The sequence below is a fragment of the Saccharopolyspora erythraea NRRL 2338 genome (genome assembly GCF_000062885.1).
Taxonomy (GTDB): Bacteria; Actinomycetota; Actinomycetes; order Mycobacteriales; family Pseudonocardiaceae; genus Saccharopolyspora_D; species Saccharopolyspora_D erythraea.
Genome location: NC_009142.1, coordinates 5,918,540 through 5,944,777, shown reverse-complemented (window position 1 = coordinate 5,944,777; position 26,238 = coordinate 5,918,540). Strand labels below are relative to the sequence as shown.

The window sequence follows — 26,238 nt, the reverse complement described above, 5'->3', positions numbered from 1 at the left end:
ACATTGTTCAACTAGGCTTTCGGTCATGCCGCGAGACACGCTGACCGCAGACCAGATCGTGCGCGCCGCGATCGCACTGCTCGACGACGAGGGACTGGACGGGCTCAACATGCGCAGCCTGGGCAAACGGCTCGGCGTCGCGGCCACGGCGATCTACTGGCACATCGCGACCAAGGAGCAGCTGGTCCAGCTCGCGGGCGATGCGATCTGGGACGAGGTGGAGCTGCCCGATCCGGACTCCGCGGACTGGCGGTCCGCCGCGACGGCCGTGGCCACGAGCACGCACGCGATGCTCGTCCGGCACCCCTGGCTCGGGCAGGCGTTCGGCAGCTATCTGCTCTCCGGGCCGGCGAAGGCCCGCCGCGACGAGCACACCCTCGCCATCTACGAGAAGGCCGGTTTCGCCCCCGACGACGCCGACCGCGCGGCGGCCACCGTGCTGATCTTCGTGCTCGGCAGCGCCCTCGGGCCCGCGGCGCAGGTCTCGCTGACCCGGCGGCTGAACCGCGACGGGGGCAACGCCGAACAGCGGCTCGCCGAGACCATGGCCCGCAGCGCGGAGATCGCCGAGCAGTTCCCGCGCCTGCGCGAGCGCATCGGCACCCCTGCCGCCGTCAACTACGCCGCGGCACCCGACAACACCTTCGAGTTCGGTCTGCGCTCCATCCTCGACGGCTTCGAGGCCCGCCTCGCCGAGCGCGGCGACGGGTGAACCGTCCAGGCCGCTTGCACCTCACCGGAAACCGCCTGCCCGCAGCCGAGTTCGAGGCATCCGGTCCGAGGCCGCGACGGCTCACGGCACAGCCCGCGACGGCTCACGGCACGGGGCAGCGGGGGTCGCGGTGGGCGACCGGGTCGCGCTGGAAGCGGCCGCAGACCAGTTCGTCCTCGGGCGGGGTGCCCGCCCCGCCGGTGACGCGCAGGATCGAGATCGACTTGTCCACCGGGATCTGCCCGCCCGCCCCGTAGTCGATGGTCCCGCTGGAGCCGACGAACGGCGCCTTGCCGATGCCCCGCCACACCGTGCCGCCGGTGACCGGCGTGCGCTGGGTGGGCGCCGGGTTGTCCCCGTCCATGCCGGTGATCGTCTGCACCGCCAGCGCGATGACCTCCAGCGCGTCGCGGGCCAGCAGTCCGCGTCCGCGCAGCGGCGTGCCCTGCTGGCTCTGCGGGTCCCACGCGCTGCGGCCGGTGAAGGACACGTGGTCGAGCACGACGCCCTCGTGGTCGTCCATCGCGTCGTCGAGCACGAGCTTGCTGGTGTCGTCACCGGCCAGCAGTTGCGGGTAGTTCTCCGGTTTCCCGCACTCGGGCGGCATCTTCGTCAGGAACGTCGCCAGGTCGTTGGCCCGCCCGGCGAAGAACACCAGGTTCTGCTTGCCGCACGGGATCCGGTCGCTGTCCGGCATCGGCTCGATGCCGCGCGCCCGCAGCTCGCCCGCGGTGAGCTGGGCGAGGTCGTGGCTGTAGAGGTCGCGCGGGTTGGAGTAGATCAGGACGTTGTCCGGCCGCCTCGGCGCCCCGGTGCGCGGGTCGACCGGCCCGGCGGCGATGTAGTTGGCCACGACCTTCGCCTCCCAGGCGTTGGATGGGGCCACCTGGTAGAACAGCGGGCTCGACTCGGACAGCAGGTCGGCGGAGATCGTGGTGCCGACCATCGGCACCCCCTCGGCTTCCAGCGCCTCGATCGTGTCCACGGTCGCCTGCCAGCTCCCGCCGAGCCCGGCCACCGCCACCACCGAGTCGTCGCGTCCGACCAGCTCCGCGACGTCGGCGGCGACCCGCGGCCCGTGCTTCATCCGCAGCCCGCCGTTGGCCAGCACCACCTTCATGAGCACGTTGCGCCCCAGCGACTCCCGCTGCATCACCGCGACTCCGTCCAGCTCGTCGGCGATGCCGGCCAGCGTCGGCGGATCGTCGTCGGAGCTGGGGAAGGTGCTGAAGTAGACGACGGTGGGGTGCGGCAGGTTCGGCTGGTCCTCCCAGCGCCGCTCGGCCTCCTCGTTCTGCTCGGCGATCTTCTCCTGCGCCGCCACCATGCGCGCGTCGTGCGCGGAGAAGAAGCGGGAGGTGCTGGTGGTGTCGGAAACCCCGATGCATTCGCCGTCGACCTCGCCGATGTCGGAGTTCTGGTACGGCCACCACTGCCCGCAGTGGGTCCGGAGGTAGCCGGCGTAACCGGCGGTGGAGCCGACGAGCAGCAGGAGCACCAGCAGCAGCGGCGTGCGGCGCACCAGCTTGGAGCGCTTCAGCGGCAGGTGCGCGCGTCCCAGCGCGCCGAAGCGGTCGTAGTCGAGGGCGTCGGCGGGTTCGTCGGCGATCCGCAGCGGCACGTACCAGGCGGTGGGCGAACGCTTGCGCCGCGCCGCCTGCAGGTCGCGCTCCCACTGCTCCAGGGTGACCGGAGCCCTGGGCGTCTCGCCGTCCTCCAGCGGCTGCTCGCCGGTGGCCACCACCAGCAGCGGGTCGCGGGCGCCGGTCTCGTTGCGGACGTTGTTGACCAGACGCACGAGGGTCTCGCCGATCGTGCCGGGCCGCAGATCCTTCAGCAGCAGCACCGGATAGCAGTCCTTGGGCACCCAGCGCCAGCGCCACAGCCGGCGCGAGTGCGAGTCGGAGAGGTCGCTGAGGAAGGCGTGCACCAGCAGCCTGCGGACCTGCTCGGCGCTTTCCCGCTCCGAGGGCGTGGTGATCAGGCGGCGGACGAAGCTGGGGAAGTCGGCCGACTCGCGCGGCGCCAGGTACTGCTGGCGCAGGAACCAGCGCGGCACCTTGCCCCGGCGGACCCACAGCGCGTAGTAGAACGGGAACGCCACCAGCGACAGCAGGAACAGGTACCACGGAAGCTGCTCGGTCATCGACGTCCAGGCCGCCGCCTCCCGCGCGTTCTGCTTGCCCCGCCCGGGCCTGCGCCTGCTGTTGAGGAAGTCGTGCAGCAGGTCGCGGATGTTGCTGTGCGGGGCGTGGTTCAGCTCCGCCGGGCGCAGGTTCTGCTTGAGCAGCCAGCTCGTCAGCGCGTAGCGGGGGAACTGGAGACGTCCGATGCGCGGCCAGGAGTCGTGCTCTCGCAGTCCGAGGACGGCGGTGTCCAGCAGCGTCCGGACCTGCACCGACCGCTCCCGTTCGGTGCCGCGGGCGGCGTCGCCGACGTGCAGCTCGGCGTGCGGGACGATCGTGGCGAGGTGGTCGGAGAGCTGGTCGGCCAGCATGCCCGGGGCGGTCTCGCGCACGGCGTGCACGATCGGCTGGTCGGGGATGCGGCCGAGCCTGCGCGGGCGGACCCATCGCGGCCCGACGAGGCGAAGCAGGTCCGCGGCCGACATGCCGCTGCCCGCCTGCGTTTCCGACATCGCGACCCCCAGGTGACGGCGAACACGTAAAGACCGGACAGTACCCGCACGGGGTAAGGGATCGGTATGGATACCGCCGGAAACCGAGCAGGCTTCGGTGCCGACGACCGCCCGGGTCGCCACGGCCTTGCTGCGACCGGCGGATCCGATGCACCCGACTGTCCGCCGGGCACACGGGCACGCGCGGGGGTGTGCGTCGCCTCACGGCAGCGGTCGGTTACTCCGGCGTAGGGTCGGCGCATGGCGCAGAACCACCACTCGGTCTCCAGCAGCGTTGTCGTGGACGCGAAACCGGAGGACGTGTTCGCCCTCCTGGCCGACCCGCGCAAGCACCCGCTCATCGACGGTTCCGGCACCCTTCGCGAAGGCATCAGCGGCCCGGACCGCCTGGTGCTGGGCTCGAAGTTCGGCATGCGGATGAAGCTGGGCTTGCGCTACCGCATCAGCAACACCGTCGTGGAATACGAGGAGAACCGCCGGATCGCCTGGAAGCACTTCGGCCCGCACCGCTGGCGCTACGAGCTGGAACCGGTCGGCGGGTCCAGCACGAAGGTCACCGAGACTTTCGACTACTCGAGGGTGCCGATTCCCGGTGTCGTTGGGCGGATTCCGCTGTTCGCCAACAACCGCAAGTCGATCGAGAAGGCCCTGCGCAGGCTCAAGTCCTACGTCGAGACCGGCGACGCGGGTTGGTAGAGCTTCGTTGGTTCCTCCTGTGTAACGGGATTCCGCGATGGCAGGCGGGACATGCGCTGGTCCAGCGGGCCAAAGGTTCGTGGCGGGTATGGAGTACGGCATAGGGGGGCGGGCCGGCGCGGGGGCTTCCACGCTGACCTGGTCGTCCTGGACCAATACGATCGAGTCGCGAAAGAGATCCGCTGCCCTGCCGTGAGGCGGGCAGCGGATCTCTTTCGGATCACGAGCTCAACAACCGCGAATGCCCTGTCGGAGGCCGCCGAGGACGTCCTATCGACGTCAACGCCGAGGCGCTGACACTCATCTCAGAACCACGGGTACCTCCTCATACCCGCGGATGACAACGTTCTTCTGGTGGACCAGCTGTTCCGAGGCGAGAGCGACATCGCGGTGCAGCAGGGCGGACAACGCGGCCGCGGCCTCCAGCCGGGCCAGCGAAGCTCCGATGCAGAAGTGAATACCCAGCCCGAAAGCCAGGCTGCCACCGGTGTCCCTGGTGAGGTCGAGGCGGTCCGGGTCGGGAAAAACGGCAGGGTCCCGATTGGCCGCACCGATCTGCAGCCACACGATTTCGCCACGGCGAACGCGGTTCCCGAGCACCTCGGCATCGGCGAGCGCGGTACGCACCAGCAGTACAACGGGTGGGTCGTAGCGCAGCAGCTCGTTCACCGCGTTCGTCACCTCGCCGGGGTGGCCGCGGAAGTGCTCGAGCTGATCCTCGTCGCGCAGCAAGGCGACTGTGCCGTTGCCGACCAGATGCATGATGGACTCGTGTCCAGCGGCGAGCAGCAGCAGGCACATCGAGATCAGCTCGTTGCCGCTCAGGACGACGCCGTCGTCCTCGACCGCGATCAGGGCGCTGATCAGATCGTCCTTCGGCTCGGCCCGGCGCAAGGCCACCAGTCGGTCGAAGTACTCGGCGAACTCGGCGTTGGCCTGTTCCCGCGCGGCCAGCTCCGAGGAGGAAAGCAGGAAGTCCGGGTCCAGTCCCCGCACGATCGGTTCCGCCCACGCGCGGAACAGATGGTTGTCCTCGGTGGGCGCGCCCAACATGTCCACGATCGTGGTCATCGCCAGCGGCAGGATGAAGTCCGCGAGTACGTCGATCCGACCGCTCACATCCGTGAGCAGCTGGTCGGCCAGTGTTCTTACAGCCGGACGCAGCCGTTCAACCCTGCGCGCCGTGAACGCGCGGTTGACCAGCCTGCGCAGCCGACTGTGGTCCGGGCCGTCCATGAACTCGAACGAGCGCTGTGCCACGCTCGGACGCTGCGTCGAGTCGAACAGGTTCTGCGCCGCACTCCCGGGGTCGTGCCCGAATCTGTCGTCACGCAACACGGCCGAGCACGCTGCATGCGACACGGCGGTCCACATTCCGCCGGGGGTGCGGAATATCGGGCCACGCTCTGCCATACGCCGGTGATGCTCATGCGCGTTGGCGTGGTACTCGGGATCTACCGGGTTGTAGCCCAGAACAGCCTCGGCCAACGCACCAAGGCGACCGGCGTTGTTGGTGCCGGCGGTCATGATGCCGCTCCCTCCCGCACGTTGTCGGACAGCAGACCACTCAGGTGGTCGACGATCGCGGCGGCCGTCGGCTTGTGCCACAGCAGGTTGGCGGGCAGGCTTTGACCGAACCGCTTTTCAAGCCTCCTACGCAACACCAGCGACATCACCGAGTCCAATCCCTGAGTGACCAGGGACGCCGTCGGGTCCAGCTCGTCGGCGTGCAGCCGCATCTCCGCCGCGATGAGCTTGACGACCTCGACCGTCAGCCACTCGTGCAACCGCTCGGGGTCGAGGTGGCGGTATTCAGCCGGGCCCGCGTCCGCCTCGGACCGCGCTTGCACGTCCATGGTCTCGCTGAGCAGCGGCAACGACACCCGCGGCTCGTCGCCGGGTGGCAGTGTGCGCATCACGGCGAAATAGCCGGGTCCGCATCGGTCGATGTGGTCCCACACCTGCAGCGCTTCCTCCGCCGTGGTGTCACCGATGCCGCGGGCGCGCAGTTCGCTTTCGACGACCTTGTTGCCCGCCATGCCTTTGCCTCGCCACAACGACCATCCGATGCTGACGGTGTCCGCTGCGCCGCTGCATCGGCGGTGCGTGGCGAAGGAGTCCAGGAACGCGTTGCCGGCCGCGTACATGGCCTGTCCCGGCATGCTGCACAGGTAGCCGTTGGAGGAGAAAAGCACCAGGAAGTCCAGGCTTCCCGGCGGGAAGAGCCGGTGCAACGTCCACGCGCCGGACACCTTGGGGCGCAATGCGTCGTTCAGCGCCTGGCGGTCGACCTCGTCCACCAAACGGTCACCGAGCACGCCTGCCGCGTGCACGACGCCCCTGATCGGCGGCAATCCCAGTGCGTCCGGGGCCAGTGCACGGGCCGCCGCCTCGGCGTCGGCGATGTCGAGCGCGACGACCTTGACGGTCACTCCCTGGGCTTCGAGCGCGCGGATCCACTCGATCCGACCACGCACGGCGGCATCGGTCACGCGGTCCCACGTGCTCCGTTCGGGGAACCGGCGCCTGCCGGCCAGAACGATGCGACGCGCGCCGTGGTCGGCCAGCCGCTGCGCGATCTCGAGACCGATCCCACCGAGACCGCCCGTGATCAGGTAGGTGCCGTCAAGGCGGCAGCGGACCGGTTCACCAGCGGGTTCCCTGGTGGTGGGCACCAGCCGCGCGGCAGACAGGCCGTCCTGGCGGAGGCTGATCACGTCCTCGCGCGGGTCAGCGGACAAGATGCCGGTCAGCACCGGGGCAACGCTGTCGAGGTCCTCGTGATTCAGGTCCACGATGCCACCCCACAGCTCGGGATGTTCGGCACCCACGATGCGTCCGGCGCCCCACAGCGGTGCATGCGCGAGGTGGGCTTCCGATTCTGCTTCCCTGACGCCCATGGTGAGGCACCACAACCGAGGCTTGCGTGCCAGATCCGCTCCGGCCAGCACACGCGCGGTCGAGAGGAGCAGGTCGGCCGCGTGCCCAGCGGCGTGGGGCACCTCGTCGTCGCTGCCCGGCAACGGCGGGAGCACGCATACGTGAGACGTCGCGTCCAGTGCGTCGATCAGTTCGCCGGGGTCGCTGACAGCCGTGCAGCGCAGGCCCGCGGCGGCAAAGGGTGCGCACAGCAGGTCGGCGCCGACGAAAACCACACCGGTCGGCTGATTGGACGCGGGTGAGAACTCCACCGGCCGCCACGCCAGCTCGTGCACCAGGTCCGCCGCGTCGGCCGAACCCAGCCTGCCACCACCGACCTCAGCGCAGCTCACATCGCTGATCCGCGCACGCACGGTGCCGTCGCGGTCAGCGAGCAGCAAGGTCACAGTGTCCCGCTGCTGGTCGACGATCGCCTGAATCACGGCGTCCGCGACCGGTTCACCGCTGATCCGCACCTCGCCGACGTGCGCGAGCATCCGCGGTGTGATGCCGTCCGAGAGGGCGTGAGCGGCCACCGTCAGGGCCGCGTCCAGCATCGGCGCCCACGTGGTCGCGAGGTCGTGCCGCACGCTCACGCGCAGCAGCTGCCCCGTACGCTCCAACTTCTCGACCTCCCAGGGGAACGCCGTACCGTCCACCCCGGTCGCGGTCAGCGTGGCCCGGATCTCGCCCGGGTCGGCGGGCGAGAGCTCATCCGGCGGCGCGGGCAGGGTGGCGGGCAGCGCCCCGTGCGGCGAGGCAGGAGCCACGGACGCCGTGACGCAGGTGAGCCAATGCTCAGCGTCCCTGTCTCGCACGGCCAGCACCAGCCGTTGATCACGGGCGACCTGGATCTCCTTGCCGTCGCCGTCGGCGACAAGCGGCACCCGGAACCGCACATCGGTCAGCACAGCCGGGACAGCCCCGCTTGCGGTTCCCAGGAAGGTGTTGAGCAACACTGATGCCGGAACGATCTCGACGCCGTTGATGGGGTGGCTGTCGGGGTACGGGCGGTTGTCACCGTCGAGGAAGGTCCGCCACAACCGCATCGAGCTGCCCGCGACGGTCGTCGCCGCGCCCAGCAGGGAATGCGAGTCCACGACGTGGTTGGCCTGCTCGACAGCGCCTGACGGGGCGAAGTCGCGCCAGTGCGGCTGGCGTAGCCACTGCATGGACGGCAGGGTTGCCAGTTCCCCCTCGAGGTACAGGCATCCCAGGTCCACGTCAATACCGTGGCAATGTGCTTCGCCGATACTGCCCATCAGGGTCTCGTGCTCAGGATGTCCCCTGCGCAGGGTAAGCCCGACGAACACATCCTCGCGGCCCAGCGCGGACACCGTCTCGCTGATCGGGTTGCCCACCACGGGGTGCGGCGCGACTTCGAGGAACGCACCGTAGCCGTCGGCCACGGCTGCTTCCACGGCCTCCCGCAACCGCACCGGCCGGCGCAGGTTGCCAACCCAGTACTCGCCGTCCAGCACGCCCTTCGACCGCGGATCGGTGGCGCTGGTGCTGTACATCGGGATCAGCGGCTCGCCGACGGGAAGGTCGGCTATTGCCTCCCGCAGGTCGGCCAGCAGTGGATCCATGGCCGGGCTGTGCGAGGCCATCTGAATATTGATCCGGCGCGGGAGCAGGCCCGCGGCTTCCCAGTCTCCCACGAGCGACTCGACCGCGCCGACGTCGCCGGAGATCACCGATGCCCTCGGCGACGACGAGATCGCGGCCACCACGTCGTCGCGACCCGCGAGCTTGGTGGCGACCTCGTCGAACGGCAGGTTGATGGTCGCCATCGTGCCCTTGCCTTCAGCACGCCACAGCAGACCGGAGCGTCTGCTGATCAGCCGCGCCCCGACTTCGAGGGTGCACGCACCGGACACGACGGCCGCGGCGATCTCGCCCATCGAGTGCCCGATGACCGCGTCCGGTGCGGCGCCATGCGCGCGCCACACCTCCGCCAGCGCCACCTGCATCGCGAAGATCAGCATCTGGGTCCGGCCGACTCCGGCGAACTCGCCTTCACGCAGGGCCTCGCGCAGCGAGAACCCGCTCTCCTCGGCGAACACCGGCTCGATCTTGTCGATCACGCCGGCGAACACGGGCTGCGCGTTCAGCAGTTCCCGTCCCATGCCCGCCCATTGCGAGCCATGCCCGGAGAACACCCACACCGCGCGGGGAACGGCGTCGGTGGTTCCGGTGGCGATTCCTGGCGCCAGCTCGCCGTCGGCGATGTTGCGCAGACCGTTGATCAGCTCATCGCGGTCCGCGGCGACCACGCTGGCCCGGTGGGTCAGGTGCGAGCGCCGCAGGGCCAGCGTGTGGCCGACGTCCGCCAGCGCCGTATCGGCACCCGGCCCGCGGAGCCAGTCGGCGAGCCGGGCCGCATTCCGGCGGAGACCCGATTCGGAGCGTGCCGACAACGGGAACACCGTGCTCGTATTCGTGTTCGGGGTCGTGCTGGAGGGCACGGCCGCCGCTGGGCGGCGATCAGGCGCCTGTTGCAGGAGCACGTGCGAAATGGTGCCGCCGAAACCGAAGCTGGACACCGCGGCACGCCGCGGGTGGGAGCGCCGTGGCCACGCCGTCGGCTCCGTAACCACCTTGATGCCCGCCGTCTCCCAGTCGACCGCTGGGTTGAGCGACGAGTTGTGGAGGCTGGGCGGGATGTGGTCGTGTCCCAACGCCAGCACGGCCTTGATAACGCCCGCGATTCCCGCACTGGCCTCCAGATGACCGATGTTGGTCTTCACCGAACCGATCAGGCACGGGTCATCCGCAGGGCGTCCAGCCCCGTAGACAGTGCTGAGCGCCACGACCTCGGTACGGTCGCCGCGCCGTGTGCCGGTGCCGTGCGCCTCGACGTAGTCCACCGTGTTCGGTTCGATCCCCGCCTCCGCACACGCCTGCCGCGCCATGGCTTGCTGGGCGGCCTCGCTGGGCGCCACGAAGTTCTCGGAGCGACCGTCATGGATCACCGAAGTGCCCAATACCACGGACAAGATCCGGTCGCCGTCGCGTTCGGCGTCGGCGAGCCGCTTGAGCACCAGCACACCGCAGCCCTCGCCTCGCACGTAGCCGTCGGCATCGCCGGAGAACGCCTTGGACAACCCCACCGGCGACAAGAACCCCCCTGCCTCCAGGGACAGCGACCAGGCAGGGGCGGCGATCAGCTGGACACCGCCGGCCAGCGCGAGCTCGGACTCCCCCGCTCGCAGGCTCTGACAGGCCAGGTGCACCGCGGTGAGCGAGGCAGAGCACGCGGTGTCCACCGCGAGACTGGGACCGCGCAGGTCCAGGGCATAGGACACGCGGTTGGCCGCGCCGGAGTTCGCCACTCCGATGGCCACCCACGCGTCCAGGTCGGGCAGGTTTTCCAGCAAACGGCGGCCGTAGTCGTCGTTGATCACTCCGGTGTAGACACCGACCTGCCGGCCGGCCAGCGTCAACGGCGGAATACCCGCGTGTTCGAGCGCCTCCCACGTGACCTCCAGCATCATGCGATGCTGTGGGTCCATCGTCTCGGCCTCCCTGTGGGTGACACCGAAGAACTCGTTGTCGAACCAGGCGATGTCTTCGTCGAGATAGCCGCCGCGCCTGGGTGTCCGCCGAGTTGCCGCCGCGTAGGCCGGGCCCATGGCCAGGTAGTCCCGCCATCGGTCGTCCGGCACCTCACCAACGACGTCGCGACCAGCGGCGAGAAGGTCCCATAAGGCGTCCGCTGAGTTGGCCGACCCGGGTAAGCGGCACCCGATTCCCACTACCGCGATCGGTTCTGGGGCATCCGGCTGCGTGCTCATGACGGTTTCCTCTCCGGAGTCGAGATGTTCCATCTGATCGAAGGCCCCGCAGGTCCTCCCGATCGCGGTGCTCACTTGACCGAGTCGGCGACGATCCTCACGACCGCGGCGGCGATCGTCACCCCCGGACCGACGCCCAGCAGCAGCACGTGGTCTCCTCGGCGCACCTGCCCCGTGGCGATGAGGTTTCGCAACGCGAGGAACTGGTCGCTGCAACCGGCGTGGCCGATGGTCCGGCCGTAGGTCCACGTCGACCGCGACAGCGGTATGTCCACCGCACCCAGGAACCACTGTTCGACCAGTTCCCGCGAGTAGTGCGCACACGCGACCCGTGAGATGTCGCTGATGTCGATATCAGCTTCCACCAAGGTGCGGTGAACGGTCTGCAGCAGACGCTGCCGGATTTTCAGCGACATTAGGGTGCCGCCCTCGTCTTCCCGGGCAGCGCGCTGGAAGTGCTCGGCCCGCGCGTCGAAGTCCAGTTCCCGCCCCACGGTGGCTCCAGGCGGGAACAGCGGCTCACCACCGCGGTGCGTCTGTTCCACCTCCGGCACCGACAGCAGGTTCACCGACAGCAGTTGCACCGCGGACGGCCGCTTGCTCAGCACCAGGGCGCTTGCCGCATCGCCCACGATGAAAGCCGTGCTCGCCGACCACCTGTCGATCAGCGGAGTGCCGAAGTTGTCGGTACCCACCAGGAGCGCGGCCGACCGGCCGTCCGTGGCGAGCAGGTGATCCGACGCCAGGCTGAGCGCGCTGAACATGCCGTTGCACCCGTGGCGGATCTCCACGGCCAGCGCGTCCCCGCCGACGAGTTCGCGCTGCAAGAGGTACTGCGGCTGCCAGCCATCGGGCCCCTGGTGCCAGACGTCGCAGTACAGCAACAGGTCGAGTTCATCCGGAGTGTGCTCGCCGCGCTCCATCGCGTCACGTGCGGCGTGCAACGCCATCTCCGGCGCGGATATGCCGTCGGCGACCGCGACGCTGGTGAACTCCTGAAGCCGCCTCGACTCGGCGGAATACCAGCCCTTCCGCACCGCGTCATCGACGCTCACACGCTCGGGGATGTAAGCGCCCAAACTGCTGATGAACGTTTCGGAAGCACGCACGCGTGCGCCCCCTTCCGACCCTGAACGCGGGAAAGTATCCACATGAAGGGTCTGTCTCTCAAGGTAAGTTTGCAGCGAATGCATCGTCTTGCATCGCCCAACGCTGGAGCGTAGTATCACGCCCCAGCGGATTCACTGTCCACCCAGGACTGGAATCTATTTCTGAAACCCTGGCTTTCGAGAGGGATGCCGTGCGCGTAGACGAGATCGAGGACAAGTTGGGAAACTATATCCGCAGGCACCTGCTGACTGAGGACCCTCCAGAGGAATTCACTTACTCCACCGCCCTCTTCGGCGATGGGGTGCTGGATTCGCTCCGGCTGGCGATGCTGATCAACTTCATCCGCAACGAGCTGGCCGTGGAGATCCCGTACGAGCACGTGAACCGGGACGACTTCCACGATGTGCACACTATCGCCAAGATGGTGGTCGGCCTGTCGAGCGAAGCGAAATAGCAGCGACGAGGAGGCGGCGGCAAGGGGGAGAAACGTCTCTCTCCGTCCTCGGATAAATCCGCACAGGACTCGCGCCGTCGCGAATCGTCAGGATCTCACGCGCCATCTCGAGGGCCCGGGTGTGGTCACGTCGCGTATGCCGCTTTCCATGTGGCACTTCACCCCCTCTACTCGTTAGCCGCGCAGTGTGCTGGTCGAGGGTAGTTAGATTCACGGCTCCACACAAGACTGAAATGAATACAGGCAATGGTTGGAGACTTGGGGGCAAAATCCCGCTCGAGGGCTTGCTTCGAGCGGGATTTTGGTGTTGCACACTGGGCGGCGAGAAGCATGGTCTCCACGGTCGGCGACCTGAACCGGTTCTTCGGCGCGCTGCTGGCCGGACGGCTGCTTCCGCGGGAGCAGCAGCGGCAGATGTGGGGCATGGGCGGGGCCATCTTCGGTTCCCGGCCCAGGCGTAGCAGTTCGGCGGTGCGGGATCGTGAGTGGTCGCGCTACCGGACGTCGGCGACTTTCGCCCTCTGCAAGTGTTCGGCGCTTGGGGTGACTTCCGGGATGTCCGGCGGGGAAACGCGCTGATTCGGGGCCACGATGGGCGAAAACCGCCCTCGTCGAACCGGGAGTCGCCCAATGCTCAAGTCGGATGCCACCCTGCGCGCCCGCCAACTCGGCGCGGAACTGCGCCGCTCGAGGCAGGAGGCGGGACTCGGATCGCAGCAGGTGGCGGAGAAGCTCGGCATCTCGATGTCGAAGATCAGCCGCCTGGAAACCGGTGCCTGCGGCCCGAAGCTGGAGGACGTGGCCGGCATGCTCGCGCTCTACGGCGTCACCGGCCGGGCACGCGCGCAACTGCTGGAGCTGTGCCGGGAGATAGCGGCGGGGGAGCGCGGCTGGTGGCAGCGCCGGGAGATGTCGCACAAGCAGCGAACGCTGATCGAGCTGGAGAGCGAAGCGACTCGGATCACCAACTACGAGTCCCTGCTCATACCCGGACTGCTCCAAACCGGTGAGTACACCCGGGCACTCCTGCAAGGCATGGGTGTGGTGCCGGAGAACGAGATCGAGGACAGGATGGTCACCCGGCTCCTGCGGCAGTCGGTGCTGAGGAAGGAGCGGGCGCCGCAGCTCGTGGCGATCATCTACGAAGCGGCGCTGCGGCAGCAGGTCGGCGGACCTGACGTCATGCGACGGCAGTTGGACTACTTGCTGGAGGCAGCATCCTGGCCGCGCGTGCAGATCAGAGTGGTGCCGTTCTCCGCGCCCGTGCATCCAGGGCTTGACGGGCCGTTTCTGAAGCTGGAGACGGCGGATGCGCCATCCGTGGTGCATATCGCGGTCCAAGCATCCAGTCTGTTCCTGGAGGAACGCGAAGACATCGATGTGTACAACAACGCCATCAAAGGGCTGTCGAAGGTTGCTCTCGATGCGCGAGAATCAGCGGAGCTGATCGCCGGTCTTGCAGTCGAGCTGGACCGGTCGCCGAGCGCATAGTGAGGGGTCTAGATGGACACGCCTGGACTGCCCGTTCCTTCGTGGCGAAAGAGTTCTTTTAGCGGCAGTGCGGAGAACTGTGTCGAGGTCGGGTTCGTGCCCGGTGCGGTCGCCGTGCGGGACTCCAAGGACAAGCAGGGCCCCGTCCTCGCGTTCGCCGCTTCCGCCTTCGCCGCGTTCCTGTACTCGGCGAAGGCCGGGCGGCTGCGGCGCGAGTGACCCACCCGGCCGGGACGGGTGCGGGCGGTCCCGGCCGGATGCGGTGTCAGCCGTGGAAGGTGATCACCGCGACTGACGGGACCTCCAGCACCTCCGGTGCGGGGGTGAGCAGTCCCGTCCCGGGGTCGCGGGCGAGCCGGGTGATCGTGCCGGAGCGTTGGTTGGCCACGTAGACCGAGGTCTGCTCCGGGTCGAGGGCGAAGTGGCGGGGCCAGTCGCCGCCGGTGGGCGCGGTCGCGGCGAAGGAGAGCTTCGCGCCCTTCTCCTCGACCGAGAAGGTGGCGATGTTGTTGTCACCGCGGTTGGCCGCGTAGACGAACCCGGTGTCGCGGGAGATCGCGATCTCAGACGGGAAGTTCTCGCCCCCTGCTCCGGGTTTCCGGCTGCTGAGCACCTGGCCCGGGGTGAACTTCCCGCTCTCGACGTCGAAGCCGAGGACCGTGATCGTGGAGTTCAGCTCGGACAGCAGGTAGGCGTGCTTCGCGCTCGGGTGGAACACCAGGTGCCGGGGTCCGGTTCCGGCGGGCAGCACGAGCTGCTGGTTCTGGGTGAGCTTGCCGGTGGAGTGGTCGAACCCGTGGACGTAGACCGAGTCCGCGCCCAGGTCGACCGCCACGACCCAGCGCTTGCTGGGGTCGATCACGATCTGGTGCGCGTGCGGCTGCGCGCCGGCGTGCTTGACCAGGTCGGTGGACTCGCCGATGCCGCCGTCCGGGTTGCGGCGGTGCACCGCGACCGAACCGTCGGTGTAGTTGGCGGTGAACAGGAAGTCGCCCTCGGGGTGCACGGCGACGTGCGTCGGTCCGGCACCCCGGCTGCTCTGGCTGTTGATCACCTTCGGCGTGTGCGAGGTGAGGTCGACGGCGGTCACGGTCCCCTGCGTCGTCTCGTTGGTGACGTAGAGGTACTGGTGGTCCGGCGACCACGCCAGCCAGGAGGCGTCCGGGACCCCGTCCACGGTGCCGCCGGGTTCCAGCGCGCCGGAGTCGGCGCGGTGGGCGACGTCCAGACCGCGCCCGGCGGGCGTCGACGAGGTGTAGCTGCCGATGAGCGCCATCAGCATCGCCGGGTGCGCAGCGGCGTGCGGGGCGTGCGGCGCGGTCGAGGCGGCCTGTGCAGGCGGCGTCGCCCGCGACGACAGCAGCGCCGGTCCGGCGGCGGCCGCCGCCCCGGCGGCGCCGAGCCCGGCGAGGAACCAGCGGCGCTGCACCACTTTGTCGCGCAAGGTCTTCTCCTCCCTGTCGGTCGTGCCGCCGGTGTCGCTCGTGCGGCAGTGGCGATCAGTGTGGACCACTCGACCATGATTGGACTAGACCAAAAAGTCGCAGTTTCGCGAACCCGCCACCTGACCCGTCTCAGGTCATGCCACCAGCACGCTGAGAAGCGCGGCCATGCCGAAGCCGGTCAGCGACAGCAGCGTCTCCAGCACCGTCCAGGTCTTGAGCATCTCCTTGACCGGGATGCCGAAGTAGCGCGAGATGATCCAGAATCCGCCGTCGTTGACGTGCGAGGCGATGATCGAGCCCGCCGCGATGGCCACCGCGACCAGGGCGAGCTGCGCCTGCGAGTAGCCCGCGCCGGACACCAGCGGCGCCAGGATGCCGCCGGTGGTCACGATCGCCACCGTGGCCGAACCCTGGGCGATGCGCAGGCCGCTGCTGATCACGTAGCCCGACACCAGGATCGGGAGCCCGCCGGCCTGCAACGACCCGGCCAGCGCGTCGCCGACACCGGTCGCCGAGAGCACCTTGCCGAAGAAGCCGCCCGCGCCGACCACCAGCAGGATCATGCCCAGTGGCTTGAGCGCCGTCCCGGTCAGCGCAGAGAGCTCCCCTCCGGTCATGCCCCGCCGGATGCCCAGTAGCCAGAACGCCAGCAGCACCGCGATGGTCAGCGCGACGGTGGGGTTGCCGATGAACGTGAGCACGTTGAGCAGCGTGCTGCCCTCGCGCAGGGTGATGCTGCCGAAGGTCGCGCCGAGGATCAGCACCAGCGGCAGCCCGATGATGAGCGCGACCACGCCCAGGCTCGGCTCGCGGCGGTCCTCGCCGTCGACGGACTCGGACGCCGCCGGCATCTCCTCGGGGACCGGCAGGTTGATCCGCTTGCCGATCCAGGCGGGGAAGATCAGGCTGCTGACCACGAACGCCGGGATGCCGCAGGCGAAGCCCATCAGGATCAGCCAGCCCAGGTCCACGCCGAGCAGCCCGGCGGCCACCACCGGCCCGGGGTGCGGCGGCAGGAAAGCGTGGGTCATCGACAGCGCGCCCACCATCGGCAGGCAGTACAGCAGGATCGACCGGCCGCCCTGCCGCGCGGCGACGTAGACCAGCGGCGCGAGCACGAAGATGCCGATGTCGAAGAACACCGGGATGCCGAAGACCAGCCCCGCCAGGCCCATCGCCAAGGGTGCGCGCTTCTCGCCGAAGGCCGAGAGCAGCTTCCTGGTGAGCAGTTGCGCGCCGCCGGAGGCCTCCAGCAGCGAACCCAGGATGGTGCCGAGGCCGACGATGGCGGCGATGTGGCCGAGGATGCTGCCGAAACCGCCTTCCAGCAACGAGTCGCTGCTGGACTGGGCGGACCCGACGATCTCCTCGACGGGCAGCCCGGCGGCCAGTGCGATGAGCAGGCCGGTGATGATCAGCGCGATGAACGGCTCGAGGCGGAACCGGATGATCATCAGCAGCAGGACGAAGATGCCCACGGCGCACAGCGTGAGCAGACCGGCTGTGTCGTGTTGCAGCCAGTTGACGAAAGTGTCCACAACGGACTCCTCGGGGGAGGGTGGCGGGGGGATCAGGCGGGCTTGCGCAGGGCGCGGCCGGGCAGCGCGTCGGTGCGGCGGCCGTCGTCGACGGCCAGAACGCCGTTGACCACGACGTAGGGGATGCCGGTCGCCTGCCGGCGGGGTTCGTCGAAGGTCGCGGTGTCGGCCACCGTCCCGGGATCGAACAGCACCAGGTCGGCGGCGAAACCCTCGCGCACGCGCCCGCGGTCGGTCAGCCCCAGCCGGTCGGCGGGGCGCGAGGTCATGTGCGCGACGCACTCCTCCAGGGTCAGCACGCCGAGCTCGCGCACGTAGTGCCCGAGGTAGCGGGGGAAGGTGCCCCACGCCCGGGGATGCGGTCGGGCGCCGACGAGCAGCCCGTCGCTGCCGGCGGTGTGCACGCGGTGGCGCATGATCGCCTGGACGTTCTCCTCGTGGCCGACGTGCATGAGGCAGGAGCTGCCGAGCTGTTCGGACAGCAGCACGTCGAAGTAGAGCTCCGAGGCGGGTTTTCCCGCCCTGCGGGCGGATTCGGCGACGGAGTGGCCGACCAGGTGGCCGTTGCGGCCGGGGAAGCGCACGCCGTTGATCTCGATCGTCTCCCAGTCGACCGGCACCCCGTGGCAGCCGTCGGACCCCTCGGCCTCCATGACGTGGCGGATGCGTCCGCGCTGCGCCGGGTCGCGCAACCGCTTCAGCGTCGCCTCCACGCCACCCGCGGTCGCCCAGCTCGGCAGCAGCGCGTGCAGCGACGTCGACCCGGGCAGGTACGGGTAGGTGTCGAGGGTGATGTCGCAACCGTCGTCGAGTGCTTCGTCCAACATGGACAGCAGCTCTGTGGCGCGGCCCTTGTTGACGCCGAAGTTCATGGTCGCGTGCGCCAGGTGCAGCGGGCAGCCCGAGCCGCGGCACACCTCGATCATCTCCCGGTACGCCTCCAGCGCGCCTGCGCCGTAGCTGCGGTGGTGCGGGCTGTAGTAGCCGCCCCGGGCGCCGACGACCGCGCACAGCGCGGCCAGCTCGGCGGTGTCGGCGTACATCCCGGGCGTGTAGGTCAGCCCCGACGACATGCCGAACGCGCCCTCGTCCAGCGAGCGCGCCAGCAGCTCGCGCATCCGGTCCATCTCCGCGTCGGTGGCGGGGCGGTCGTCGTAGCCCACGCACAGCATCCGCAGCGTGCCCTGCGGGACGAGGTAGGCCGCGTTGACCGCGATCCCCCTGTCGAGCCGGTCGAGGTACTCCGCGACGCTGCGCCAGTTCCAGTCGAACCCGGCGGGGTCGTCGTTCCAGCCCGCGATCTGGGTGCGCAGGTTGGCCAGCGCGTCGTCGTCGACCGGAGCGTAGGAAAGCCCGTCCTGGCCCAGGACCTCCAGCGTCACGCCCTGCGAGACCTTGGCCAGGTGCTCGGGCTCGGCCAGGATCTGCAGGTCGGAATGGGAGTGCATGTCGATGAACCCGGGCGCGAGCACCAGCCCGTCGGCCTCGATCGTGCGGCCGCCGCTCAGTCCTGCGCTCAGGCCGCCCGGATCGGCGATCTCGGCGATCCGCCCGTCCCGCACCCCGACGTCGGCCCGCCGCCGCGGTCCGCCGTCACCGTCGACGACGTGCGCGCCACGCACGACGATGTCCATAGTGGCCTCTCCTTTGAGTCCTTCTCGCCCACACCGGTGGGATCCGTTTCCGTGGCCCGCGAGGTGATCAGCCCGCGAGTTCGTCGATCAGTTCTCCGATCGCCGCACCGATCTCGGCCGGTGCGGTCATCAGGGCCAGGTGGTGCGCGTCGCGGGCTGCGACGCGCCAACCCAGTTCCGCGGCCTGGTCGGCGGCGTCCGCGTACGCCGCGCTCAGCCGCAGGTATGCGGTGCTGCCGGGATCGGGTTCCGGTGCCCGCGGCGCGGGCTCCTCGAAATAGCTCAGCGGTGGACGCGGCAGCTCCGCCGAGAACCGCGCCCGCATCCCCGGGGCCGGCACCAGCCGCTCGACCGTGCCCGGAGGGAACCACTCGTCCCATGCCGGCAGCACACCGTCCACCGCCATCCCGCGCAGTTCCTCACGCGTCTGCGCCGGGACGGTGTCGAACCAGCTCCGCCCGGGGTGGGGCAGGAGGGCGTCGACGAAGACCGAGGCCACCACCGGCGCCGGCGTCGCGTCGACGACGGCGGGCAGCAGGGCCCCGGCTCCGCTGTGCCCGGCGAGCACGACGGGTTCCGGGCCCTCGATCCGCTCCGCCACCGCGGCGACCAGGCGCGGGTAGAACGGCCCCGCGGCCTCGAAGACCTCCGTCAGCGGCGGAACGACCACCGCGTGCCCGCGGGCGCGGAGCTCCTCCGCCGGTCGCTGCCGGCACGACGGCCCCACCAGCGGGCTGTGCACCAGGACCACGGTCGGCTGCGCTCGCACGACGCCTCGGCTCCGGCCGGGCTCAGAAGAACGTGCGGACCAGGTCGACGACCTCGTCACCGTCGACGACCGGGATCAGGGGCCACTTGTCGAAGACCGTGCACGGGTGGGAGAGCCCGAAACCGAGCCAGTCGCCGACCCGCACCTCGGTTCCCGGCTCCAGGGCGAGGAAGGCGTGCTGGTCGGCCAGCGACGTCACGCGGCACGAGCCGGGCGCGAGGTCGCGCACCGACCCGTCCTCGCCCCGGACCACCTGCGGTTCGGGCAGGTGCTGGTCGAAGGAAACGTCCCGGCGCCCCATCGTCAGCAGCGCCAGCCCAGGCTCGGGGCAGGAGACGACCTGGCTCCAGATCCGCATCGCCGGGCGGAAGGGCGCTTCGTCGCCCGCCAGGCGGTGCTGCCGCCCGAACGGCGACATCTTGCGGTACAGGCCGTCGTCGTGGGTGAGGTACCCACCGCTGCGCAGCACCGGCACCACCGGCACCGGCCACGGCGCCGCCAGCGCGGCGGCGACCTGGTCGAAGTAGGCGCTGCCGCCCGCGGTGACCACGACCTCGTCCAGGTGCCCGAACCGGCCCCGCCCGGCGAGCTCGGAGACCACCTCGCGCAACCGCGTCATATGGGTGTCCACGATGGACAGATCGTGCTCGGTGAGGTCGTGCGCGGCCGTCGCCTCGTACCCGGCGACGCCCACCAGCCGCAGCGCGGGGCTCGCCGCCACCGCGTCGGCGACCTCCACCGCCTCGGCGAGGGTCCGCACGCCGGTGCGCCCGCCCGGATCGCCCAGCTCGACCAGCACGTCCAGCTTGCGCCGCGGTGCGCCCAGCGCCTCGGTCATCAGCTCCACGCCCCGCACCGAGTCGACCCAGCACGCGACGGAGAAGTCCGGGTCGTCCGCCAGCTCACCGGCCAGCCAGGCCAGCCCGTGCGGGTCGACCAGCTCGTTGGCCAGCAGGACGCGCCGCACGCCGAACGCGCGGTAGACGCGCAGCTGGCTGACGTTGGCCGCGGTGATGCCCCACGCGCCGTGCTCGAGCTGGCGCTCGAAAAGCCGCGGTGCCATCGTCGTCTTGCCGTGCGGCGCCAGCCGCAGGCCGTGCTCGGCGCACCAGCGCGCCATGGTGCGCAGGTTGTGTTCCAGGGCGTCGTCGTCGAGGACGAGCAGCGGGCCGACGAAGCCGGAACCGGAGATCCGCGGCCGTCGCGCAAGGAACTCGCCGACAGTGCTGCCGAACGCTTCGGAGGGCATCCCCTTGAAACGCCAGTCGATGCGTTCGTCGCGCAGTGCGCGCACCGCGGCTCCGTCGAGGCCCGATTCCGACACTGACGCCCTCCCATTGCGTGTGATGCAACGCAGGTTGCATAGAATGCTTTCGGGGTGTGTAACATCCGCCGGGCAGCGCGTCAACGATGGAGAGGTGGATGAGCCAGAGCCTCGAACGCGGTCTCAGCGTCCTGACGGCGCTGGCGACCGGACAGCAGACGCTGGACCAGCTCGCCGAGCGGCTCGGCGTGCACAAGTCCACGGTGCTGCGGTTGCTGCGGACGCTGGAGTCGGCGGGCTTCGTCCGCCGCGACGGAGTGCACCACTACCGGCTGGGCAGCACGCTGTTCGACCTGGCCCACCGCGCGCTGGAGGACCTCGACGTGCGGGTGGTCGCGCGTGCGCACCTGGTCGAGCTGAGCGAGCTCACCGGCCACACCGTGCATCTGGCCACCCTGGAAGGCGACGAGGTCGTCTACATCGACAAGGTGGACAGCCACCACGCGGTCCGGATGTACTCGCGCATCGGCAAACGGGCGCCGCTGCACTGCACGGCGGTCGGCAAGGTGCTGGTGGCCGGGCGGCCGCAGGCGCAGCGCGAGGCCATCGCGGGGCGGCTGGCCTACCCGCCGATGACGGCGAACACGATCACCTCGGCCGAGCGGTACCTGGCCGAGCTCGACCGCGTTCGCGAGCAGGGCTACGCGGTGGACCGCAACGAGCACGAGGACTTCATCCACTGCATCGGGGCCCCGGTCCGCGACGACGGCGACGAGGTCGTCGCCGCCGTGTCGCTGTCGGTTCCAGACGTGCTGCTGGACTTCGACGGGCTGCTCGGGCTCGTCGACGACCTGCTGAGCACCGCCGGCCGGATTTCCGCCGAGCTGGGGTGCCGGCGCGAGATCACCACGCAACGGAAGGAAGTCTGATGGCAAGGACCGTGGTCACCACGAACAACGCTCCCACGCCGCCCGCGCACATCCCGCTGTCGCAGGGCGTGCGCAAGGGCGGCATCCTGCAGGTCTCGGGGCAGACCGCGGTGAACCCGGAGACCGGGAAACTGGTCGAGGGCGGGGTGCCGGAGCAGACCGAGCAGTGCCTGCGCAACGTCATCGCGGTCCTGGAGGCCGGCGGCGCCTCGCTGGAGGACGTGCTCATGCTGCGCGTCTACCTGACCGACGTCTCGCAGTTCGCGGAGATGAACGAGACCTACGCGCGCGTGGTCGGCGAGCCCTTCCCGGCCCGCACCACGGTCTACGTCGGCCTGCCCGAGGGGCTGCTGGTGGAGATCGACGCCCTCGCCGTCGTCGGGGACTGATCCGTCGCCGCGCCCGCTCTCTCCGGGCGGGCGCGGCTCGGATCGGCGCAGCCGAGCCAGTGCCGTTCGCAGCAGTCCCCGGCGGGGCGCCGCTGAGCCGTTGAGGTGAGCACCGGTGAGCCGAAAACCCCGTGCTAGTGTCCTGAGTTGGAAGTTTGTTGTATGTTGCGGTGATGGGTCGTAGAGGTCCGCGTTTGCCCGATTTGGCGTTGACGGACGCTGAACGGGAGACGCTTCAGAGGTGGGCGCGTCGCCCGAAAACCGCGCAGGCGTTGGCGTTGCGGGCACGGATCGTGCTCGCCTGCGCCGAGGGAGTGTCCAACATGGACGTCTCGCGGCAGTTGCAGATTTCCCCTCCGACGGTGACGAAGTGGCGCCGCCGCTTTGTCGCTGATCGCCTGGAGGGATTGTCGGACGAGCCCCGGCCGGGTGCCCCGCGCACGATCACTGACCAACAGGTCGAAACCGTGATCGCCAAGACACTGGAGGAGGCGCCGCCGAACGAGGACTCGCATTGGTCGACTCGTTCGATGGCGAACGCGGTCGGGATGTCGCAGACGGCGATTTCCCGGATCTGGCGGGCTTTTGAGCTCAAGCCGCACCTGGTGCAGACCTGGAAGCTCAGCACCGATCCGCTGTTCGTGGAAAAGGTCCGAGACGTCGTCGGCCTCTACCTGGACCCACCGGAAAACGCCCTGGTCCTCTGCGTCGATGAGAAATCCCAGATACAGGCTCTGGATCGCACCGCGCCGATCCTGCCGGTCATGCCCACCACCCCGGCGCGCATGACCCACGACTATGTCCGGCACGGCACCACCAGCCTGTTCGCCGCCCTGGACGTGGCCACCGGATCCATCATCAGCCAGCACTACCGGCGGCACCGCCATCAGGAGTTCCTGAAATTCCTGAAGACCATCGACAAGAACACTCCCGCCGAACTGGACTTGCACCTGATCTGTGATAACTACGCGACGCACAAGACACCCGTGATCAAGAAATGGTTGTTGCGCCACCCGCGCTTCCACGTGCACTTCACCCCCACGAGCGCCTCCTGGCTCAACCTCGTCGAACGGTGGTTCGCCGAGCTGACCAACCGCAAACTCCGCCGATCCGCCCACCGCAGCGTCACCGAACTCGAAGCAGACGTCCGCGCCTGGATCGAATCCTGGAACGCCGACCCCACACCCTTCGTCTGGACCAAGACCGCCGACGAAATCTTCCAAACCCTCGCAGCCTACTGCCAACGAATTAACGACTCACGACACTAGCTTCACGTTCACCAAGGCCCTGGGGGAGTTCCGGCTCGCGAACAGGGCGCTACCAGCCTTTCGGCGGCCTGCTGGGGGCCACCGGCGGAGGGCGGCTCGATCCTCACCGCAAGCGGTTTCGGCGTGACTCCTCGCCTCCGCCGGAAGGCGCTTGCGGCAGGAGGGCAGCGATGGGCACGAGGATGTCGGCCGCGGGCGGCGAGTTCCAGCCGCCCGGCGCGGAAAGTCTCGATCTGCCCCCGATCCTGCTCGGCGTCACCAAGCCGATGCTGCTGTGCGTCCTGTCGGTGGCGGTCGTCGCAGCGTTCTTCCTGGTCTCCACCAAGCGGCTCAAGCTCGTGCCGGGCAGGTTCCAGTTCGCCGTGGAGTCGGTGTACGACCTCGCGCGCAACGGCATCGCCCGGGAGCAGATCGGAGCCAAGGACTTCCGGCGCTTCGTGCCGCTGGTCCTCGCGCTGTTCACCTTCGTCCTGGTGAACAACATCTTCGGGATCATCCCGCTGATCCAGTTCCCCACGATGGCGCGCATCGGGTTCCCGGCCGCGCTCGCCGTGCTCGTGGTCTACCCGGTCTACCACTACGTCGGCTTCCGGCGGCACGGATTCACCGGCTATCTGAAGAAGGCCTTGTTCCCGCCGGGCGTGCCGAAGCCGGTCTACGTTCTGGTGACGCCGATCGAGTTCGTGCTGAAGTTCTTCTTCGACCCGGTCTCGCTGGCGCTGCGGGTTTTCGGCGCGATGCTCGCCGGACACCTGATGCTGCTCGTGTTCACGCTGGGCGGCGAGTACCTGCTCCTGGAGGCCGGCGCGATGCTCAAGCCGGTCTCGGTGCTCGCCTTCGCCATGGCGATCGCGATGACGCTGCTGGAGGCGTTCATCCAGGTGCTGCAGGCCTACATCTTCGCGCTGCTCTCCGCCAGCTACATCGGCAGAGCTCTCGCCGAAGACCACTGATCCCGGGTCTGCTGTCCGGCTGTCACGGCACCGGGCCGAGGGCGCGATACCGCCCCCTCGGCCCGGCCTCCTCGAACGGGCCCGGCGCAGTGCGCCGGGCTAAGGTGCCGTCGCGGTCCAGACGAAGACGTTGCCCTGCTCGGCCACGGCCACCGAGTCCGCGCCGCAGCGCAGCGCCTTGCTCCGCGGCATGTCGTCGAACCACCACGTCGCGTCCAGCACGGGCGGTTGCGGTGCCGCGACCGGCCTGCACACGTCGGCGGGAAGCATTCCGCCCGCCAGCCGGAACCGCATGATGCGCTCGTGCGCATCGTGCTTCACCACGATGTTCTGGGCCTGCGGCGGAATCCACGCCGGTACCAGGCTCCGCTCGGCTTCGCCGGCCCGGGCGACTTCGGCGAGGTCGGAGTACTCGGCCTCGGCGTCCGGCGCGTCCGGGAGCCACGAGCCGCATCCGGAAGTGAGTCCCGCCGCCAGCAGGATGCTCAGCGATAACCGCACGTTACGTCCCATGACGTCCTTTCGCGCTTGATCGACAAAGGTATTGTGCACGCACTTGGGGGGCCGATGCCGTGAGGTGGCCGATCAGGTGCCGCGCTCGGCGGGAAACCGCATCCGCATGGCGGTTCCGCCGCCCTCGGGTGCTTCGGCGGTGACGGTCGCCCCGTGCGCGTCGGCCACCTGGCGGACGATCGCCAGTCCCAGGCCTGATCCGGGGAGCCCGCGCGCCGAAGCGGCGCGGTAGAAGCGGTCGAAGACGTGCTCGGCGTCCTCGGCCGGAATTCCCGGGCCGTGGTCGCGGATCGTCAGCTCCCGGCCGCGCAGCACGACCTCCACGACTCCTCCCTGCGGGCTGAACTTGGCGGCGTTGTCGAGCAGGTTCGTGACCGCGCGGGCCAGCCTGGCGGGAGCACCCTCGACGATCGCCGCGTCGAGCCGGGACTCGAAGGTGATCCGCGGCCAGTGCCCCTCCGCGCGGCGCGCGCAGTCGGCGACGAGCCGGTCGAGCGCGACGTCCTCGACCGCCTCCGCCGGGGCCTCGGGATCGTCACCGCGCGCCAGGTCGATCAGGTCGTTGACCAGCCCGGTGAGCTCGGTTCCCTTCACCCGCAACGCCTCCACGGTGTCGAAGCGCTGCCGCGGGGTGAGCCGTTCGGCGCGGGCGAGCAGGTCGATGTTGGTGCGCAGCCCGGTCAGCGGGGTGCGCAGCTCGTGCGAGGCGTCGGCGACCAGGCGGCGTTGCGCGGTCAGCGACCGCTGCGCGGTGTCCAGCGCGTGCCGCAGCTCGACGAGCATCGTGTTGAAGCTGGTCGCCAGCCGGGCCAGCTCGTCGGTGCCGGTGACCTCGATGCGCTGGTCCGGGTCGCGGGTGCGGGCGACCCGCTCGGCGGTCGCGGTCAGCGCCGCGACCGGCGCCAACCCGGTGCGCGCGACGACGAAACCGGCACCGGCCGCAAGCCCGGCTCCGGCGAGCCCGGCGAGCAGGAAGGCCACACCGATCCGGTTCAGGCTCTCTGCGTTGCGGTCGGAGCGCACAGCCACTTGCACCGCGGTGCCGGTCGCCAGCGGCGCGGTCAGCACGCGGACCGGGTATCCCTCCAGCGTCACGTCGCGGTAGTAGGCGGACCGGGTCCCGGCCGCCACCGCCCGCGCACCGTCGTCGACCGGCAGCGCGTAGTCGCTCTCGACCCGCCCGTCGGCCGCCACCCGCTGCACGCACGCGGGAGCGGCGAGGAACACGCACGGCCCCGACGGGCTCCACGACCCCGGCCGAGCCTGCTCCTGGCGCACCAGCCGCGTCACCTCGCGCTGGAGGCCGAGGTTGAGCGAGCGGTCGAGCTCGTGGGCGACGATCGCGTACCCGGCGACGGCCATCGCCGACACCGCGACCGCGACGGCCAGAGCGGCGGCGACCGCGATGCGCGCCCGCAGCGACCCCCTCACCGCGCGCCCTCCGCAGTGCACGCGCTCTGCTGGACGGACCACGGGATCGCTCGGGACGGCATGGAGCAACCATAGGGAGGCCGGGCCGGTTCCGGTGCCGCGTGTCAGCCGCCGCCTGGGGCCTGGTGTTCGCGGCACCTCGCCGGGCTCGCCCAGGTCGCCGGCCGCCGGCGCCCGGTCCGCAAGCCGTTCGCCGCCCGCATGCGCGGGGCGCACGCACGCTTGTGCGGGGCAGCCGCCCGCTCGCGCAGGGCAGCCGCCCGCTTGTGCGGGGCAAGCCGCCCGCTC

Annotated in this window: 21 protein-coding genes; 10 read left to right on the top strand and 11 right to left on the bottom strand. The window is 69.8% G+C overall.

All coding sequences use genetic code 11. From position 1 onward, the window contains the following. The first annotated feature begins 25 nt into the window (after positions 1-25). The gene (locus tag SACE_RS25650) at positions 26-712 is read left to right on the top strand and encodes a TetR/AcrR family transcriptional regulator (protein ID WP_009950303.1); all 687 of its coding nucleotides are present in this window, start codon (positions 26-28) and stop codon (positions 710-712) included. 103 nt (positions 713-815) lie between these two features. Here SACE_RS25650 and SACE_RS25645 read toward each other — a convergent pair whose 3' ends face one another. Then, a complete protein-coding gene (locus tag SACE_RS25645; protein ID WP_009950305.1) occupies positions 816-3,350 on the bottom strand; it encodes an ABC transporter substrate-binding protein in 2,535 nt (844 codons plus the stop codon). A 240-nt stretch (positions 3,351-3,590) separates the two neighbouring features. On the opposite strand from SACE_RS25645, the gene SACE_RS25640 reads away from it, so the two are divergent. Continuing rightward, positions 3,591-4,046 carry an SRPBCC family protein gene (locus tag SACE_RS25640; RefSeq protein ID WP_009950307.1) on the top strand — a complete coding sequence of 152 codons (456 nt, stop codon included), beginning with the start codon at positions 3,591-3,593 and terminating at the stop codon, positions 4,044-4,046. A gap of 300 nt (positions 4,047-4,346) precedes the next feature. On the opposite strand, the gene SACE_RS25635 is transcribed toward SACE_RS25640, so the two are convergent. The 3 genes from SACE_RS25635 to SACE_RS25625 all read right to left on the bottom strand — a co-directional run bounded on the left by SACE_RS25635 (position 4,347) and on the right by SACE_RS25625 (position 11,955). Beyond that, positions 4,347-5,573: a cytochrome P450 gene (locus SACE_RS25635; protein ID WP_011874677.1), complete on the bottom strand. Its 1,227-nt coding sequence runs from the start codon at positions 5,571-5,573 to the stop codon at positions 4,347-4,349. Next, entirely contained in the window at positions 5,570-10,762 is a 5,193-nt protein-coding gene (locus SACE_RS25630; protein WP_011874676.1) for a type I polyketide synthase, read from the bottom strand. Before SACE_RS25630 ends, SACE_RS25635 begins: the two co-directional genes overlap by 4 nt. A gap of 71 nt (positions 10,763-10,833) precedes the next feature. Then, entirely contained in the window at positions 10,834-11,955 is a 1,122-nt protein-coding gene (locus SACE_RS25625) for a ketoacyl-ACP synthase III family protein (RefSeq protein WP_197537716.1), read from the bottom strand. Positions 11,956-12,062: 107 nt separating this feature from the next. On the opposite strand from SACE_RS25625, the gene SACE_RS25620 reads away from it, so the two are divergent. From SACE_RS25620 to SACE_RS25605, 4 genes are all read left to right on the top strand, one after another. Continuing rightward, positions 12,063-12,326 (top strand): acyl carrier protein, encoded by a 264-nt coding sequence (locus tag SACE_RS25620; RefSeq protein ID WP_009950311.1) that lies wholly within the window; start codon positions 12,063-12,065, stop codon positions 12,324-12,326. A 330-nt stretch (positions 12,327-12,656) separates the two neighbouring features. After that, positions 12,657-12,905, top strand: a complete 249-nt coding sequence (locus SACE_RS38440) for a hypothetical protein (RefSeq protein ID WP_009950312.1) — start codon at positions 12,657-12,659, stop codon at positions 12,903-12,905. 51 nt (positions 12,906-12,956) lie between these two features. Further along, complete coding sequence (locus SACE_RS25610; RefSeq protein WP_009950314.1) at positions 12,957-13,817, top strand: helix-turn-helix domain-containing protein; 861 nt, start codon at positions 12,957-12,959, stop codon at positions 13,815-13,817. 12 nt (positions 13,818-13,829) lie between these two features. After that, a complete protein-coding gene (locus SACE_RS25605; RefSeq protein WP_011874674.1) occupies positions 13,830-14,036 on the top strand; it encodes a DUF397 domain-containing protein in 207 nt (68 codons plus the stop codon). A gap of 46 nt (positions 14,037-14,082) precedes the next feature. On the opposite strand, the gene SACE_RS25600 is transcribed toward SACE_RS25605, so the two are convergent. From SACE_RS25600 to SACE_RS25580, 5 genes are all read right to left on the bottom strand, one after another. Next, positions 14,083-15,261, bottom strand: a complete 1,179-nt coding sequence (locus SACE_RS25600) for a lactonase family protein (RefSeq protein ID WP_011874673.1) — start codon at positions 15,259-15,261, stop codon at positions 14,083-14,085. A 135-nt stretch (positions 15,262-15,396) separates the two neighbouring features. Further along, positions 15,397-16,800: a GntP family permease gene (locus SACE_RS25595; protein ID WP_009951460.1), complete on the bottom strand. Its 1,404-nt coding sequence runs from the start codon at positions 16,798-16,800 to the stop codon at positions 15,397-15,399. A gap of 32 nt (positions 16,801-16,832) precedes the next feature. Then, a complete protein-coding gene (locus SACE_RS25590) occupies positions 16,833-18,434 on the bottom strand; it encodes an N-acyl-D-amino-acid deacylase family protein (RefSeq protein ID WP_009951462.1) in 1,602 nt (533 codons plus the stop codon). 67 nt (positions 18,435-18,501) lie between these two features. Continuing rightward, the gene (locus tag SACE_RS25585) at positions 18,502-19,203 is read right to left on the bottom strand and encodes an alpha/beta fold hydrolase (protein ID WP_009951463.1); all 702 of its coding nucleotides are present in this window, start codon (positions 19,201-19,203) and stop codon (positions 18,502-18,504) included. 22 nt (positions 19,204-19,225) lie between these two features. Then, a complete protein-coding gene (locus SACE_RS25580) occupies positions 19,226-20,527 on the bottom strand; it encodes an amino acid deaminase (RefSeq protein ID WP_009951464.1) in 1,302 nt (433 codons plus the stop codon). A gap of 98 nt (positions 20,528-20,625) precedes the next feature. On the opposite strand from SACE_RS25580, the gene SACE_RS25575 reads away from it, so the two are divergent. The 4 genes from SACE_RS25575 to atpB all read left to right on the top strand — a co-directional run bounded on the left by SACE_RS25575 (position 20,626) and on the right by atpB (position 24,006). Next, entirely contained in the window at positions 20,626-21,396 is a 771-nt protein-coding gene (locus SACE_RS25575) for an IclR family transcriptional regulator (RefSeq protein WP_009951465.1), read from the top strand. Further along, the gene (locus SACE_RS25570) at positions 21,396-21,785 is read left to right on the top strand and encodes a RidA family protein (RefSeq protein WP_009951467.1); all 390 of its coding nucleotides are present in this window, start codon (positions 21,396-21,398) and stop codon (positions 21,783-21,785) included. The genes SACE_RS25575 and SACE_RS25570 overlap by 1 nt, the downstream gene beginning before the upstream one ends. Positions 21,786-21,958: 173 nt before the next feature. After that, a complete protein-coding gene (locus SACE_RS25565; protein WP_011873748.1) occupies positions 21,959-23,053 on the top strand; it encodes an IS630 family transposase in 1,095 nt (364 codons plus the stop codon). A gap of 170 nt (positions 23,054-23,223) precedes the next feature. Next, positions 23,224-24,006 carry a F0F1 ATP synthase subunit A gene (gene atpB / locus SACE_RS25560; RefSeq protein WP_009951074.1) on the top strand — a complete coding sequence of 261 codons (783 nt, stop codon included), beginning with the start codon at positions 23,224-23,226 and terminating at the stop codon, positions 24,004-24,006. Positions 24,007-24,105: 99 nt separating this feature from the next. Here the strand turns inward: atpB and SACE_RS25555 are convergent, their stop codons facing one another. Both SACE_RS25555 and SACE_RS25550 read right to left on the bottom strand, forming a co-directional pair. Continuing rightward, the gene (locus SACE_RS25555) at positions 24,106-24,519 is read right to left on the bottom strand and encodes a YbbD-related protein (RefSeq protein WP_231849783.1); all 414 of its coding nucleotides are present in this window, start codon (positions 24,517-24,519) and stop codon (positions 24,106-24,108) included. A gap of 72 nt (positions 24,520-24,591) precedes the next feature. Next, positions 24,592-25,950 (bottom strand): HAMP domain-containing sensor histidine kinase, encoded by a 1,359-nt coding sequence (locus tag SACE_RS25550; RefSeq protein ID WP_009951076.1) that lies wholly within the window; start codon positions 25,948-25,950, stop codon positions 24,592-24,594. Positions 25,951-26,238 lie beyond the last annotated feature (288 nt).

Coding starts and splice junctions, on each gene's coding strand:
- SACE_RS25650 (WP_009950303.1), top strand. CDS start 26: ATGCCGCGAGACACGCTGACCGCAGACCAGATCGTGCGCGCCGCGATC.
- SACE_RS25645 (WP_009950305.1), bottom strand. CDS start 3,350: ATGTCGGAAACGCAGGCGGGCAGCGGCATGTCGGCCGCGGACCTGCTT.
- SACE_RS25640 (WP_009950307.1), top strand. CDS start 3,591: ATGGCGCAGAACCACCACTCGGTCTCCAGCAGCGTTGTCGTGGACGCG.
- SACE_RS25635 (WP_011874677.1), bottom strand. CDS start 5,573: ATGACCGCCGGCACCAACAACGCCGGTCGCCTTGGTGCGTTGGCCGAG.
- SACE_RS25630 (WP_011874676.1), bottom strand. CDS start 10,762: ATGAGCACGCAGCCGGATGCCCCAGAACCGATCGCGGTAGTGGGAATC.
- SACE_RS25625 (WP_197537716.1), bottom strand. CDS start 11,955: ATGCATTCGCTGCAAACTTACCTTGAGAGACAGACCCTTCATGTGGAT.
- SACE_RS38440 (WP_009950312.1), top strand. CDS start 12,657: ATGGTCTCCACGGTCGGCGACCTGAACCGGTTCTTCGGCGCGCTGCTG.
- SACE_RS25610 (WP_009950314.1), top strand. CDS start 12,957: ATGCTCAAGTCGGATGCCACCCTGCGCGCCCGCCAACTCGGCGCGGAA.
- SACE_RS25605 (WP_011874674.1), top strand. CDS start 13,830: ATGGACACGCCTGGACTGCCCGTTCCTTCGTGGCGAAAGAGTTCTTTT.
- SACE_RS25590 (WP_009951462.1), bottom strand. CDS start 18,434: ATGGACATCGTCGTGCGTGGCGCGCACGTCGTCGACGGTGACGGCGGA.
- SACE_RS25575 (WP_009951465.1), top strand. CDS start 20,626: ATGAGCCAGAGCCTCGAACGCGGTCTCAGCGTCCTGACGGCGCTGGCG.
- SACE_RS25570 (WP_009951467.1), top strand. CDS start 21,396: ATGGCAAGGACCGTGGTCACCACGAACAACGCTCCCACGCCGCCCGCG.
- SACE_RS25565 (WP_011873748.1), top strand. CDS start 21,959: ATGGGTCGTAGAGGTCCGCGTTTGCCCGATTTGGCGTTGACGGACGCT.
- atpB (WP_009951074.1), top strand. CDS start 23,224: ATGGGCACGAGGATGTCGGCCGCGGGCGGCGAGTTCCAGCCGCCCGGC.
- SACE_RS25555 (WP_231849783.1), bottom strand. CDS start 24,519: ATGGGACGTAACGTGCGGTTATCGCTGAGCATCCTGCTGGCGGCGGGA.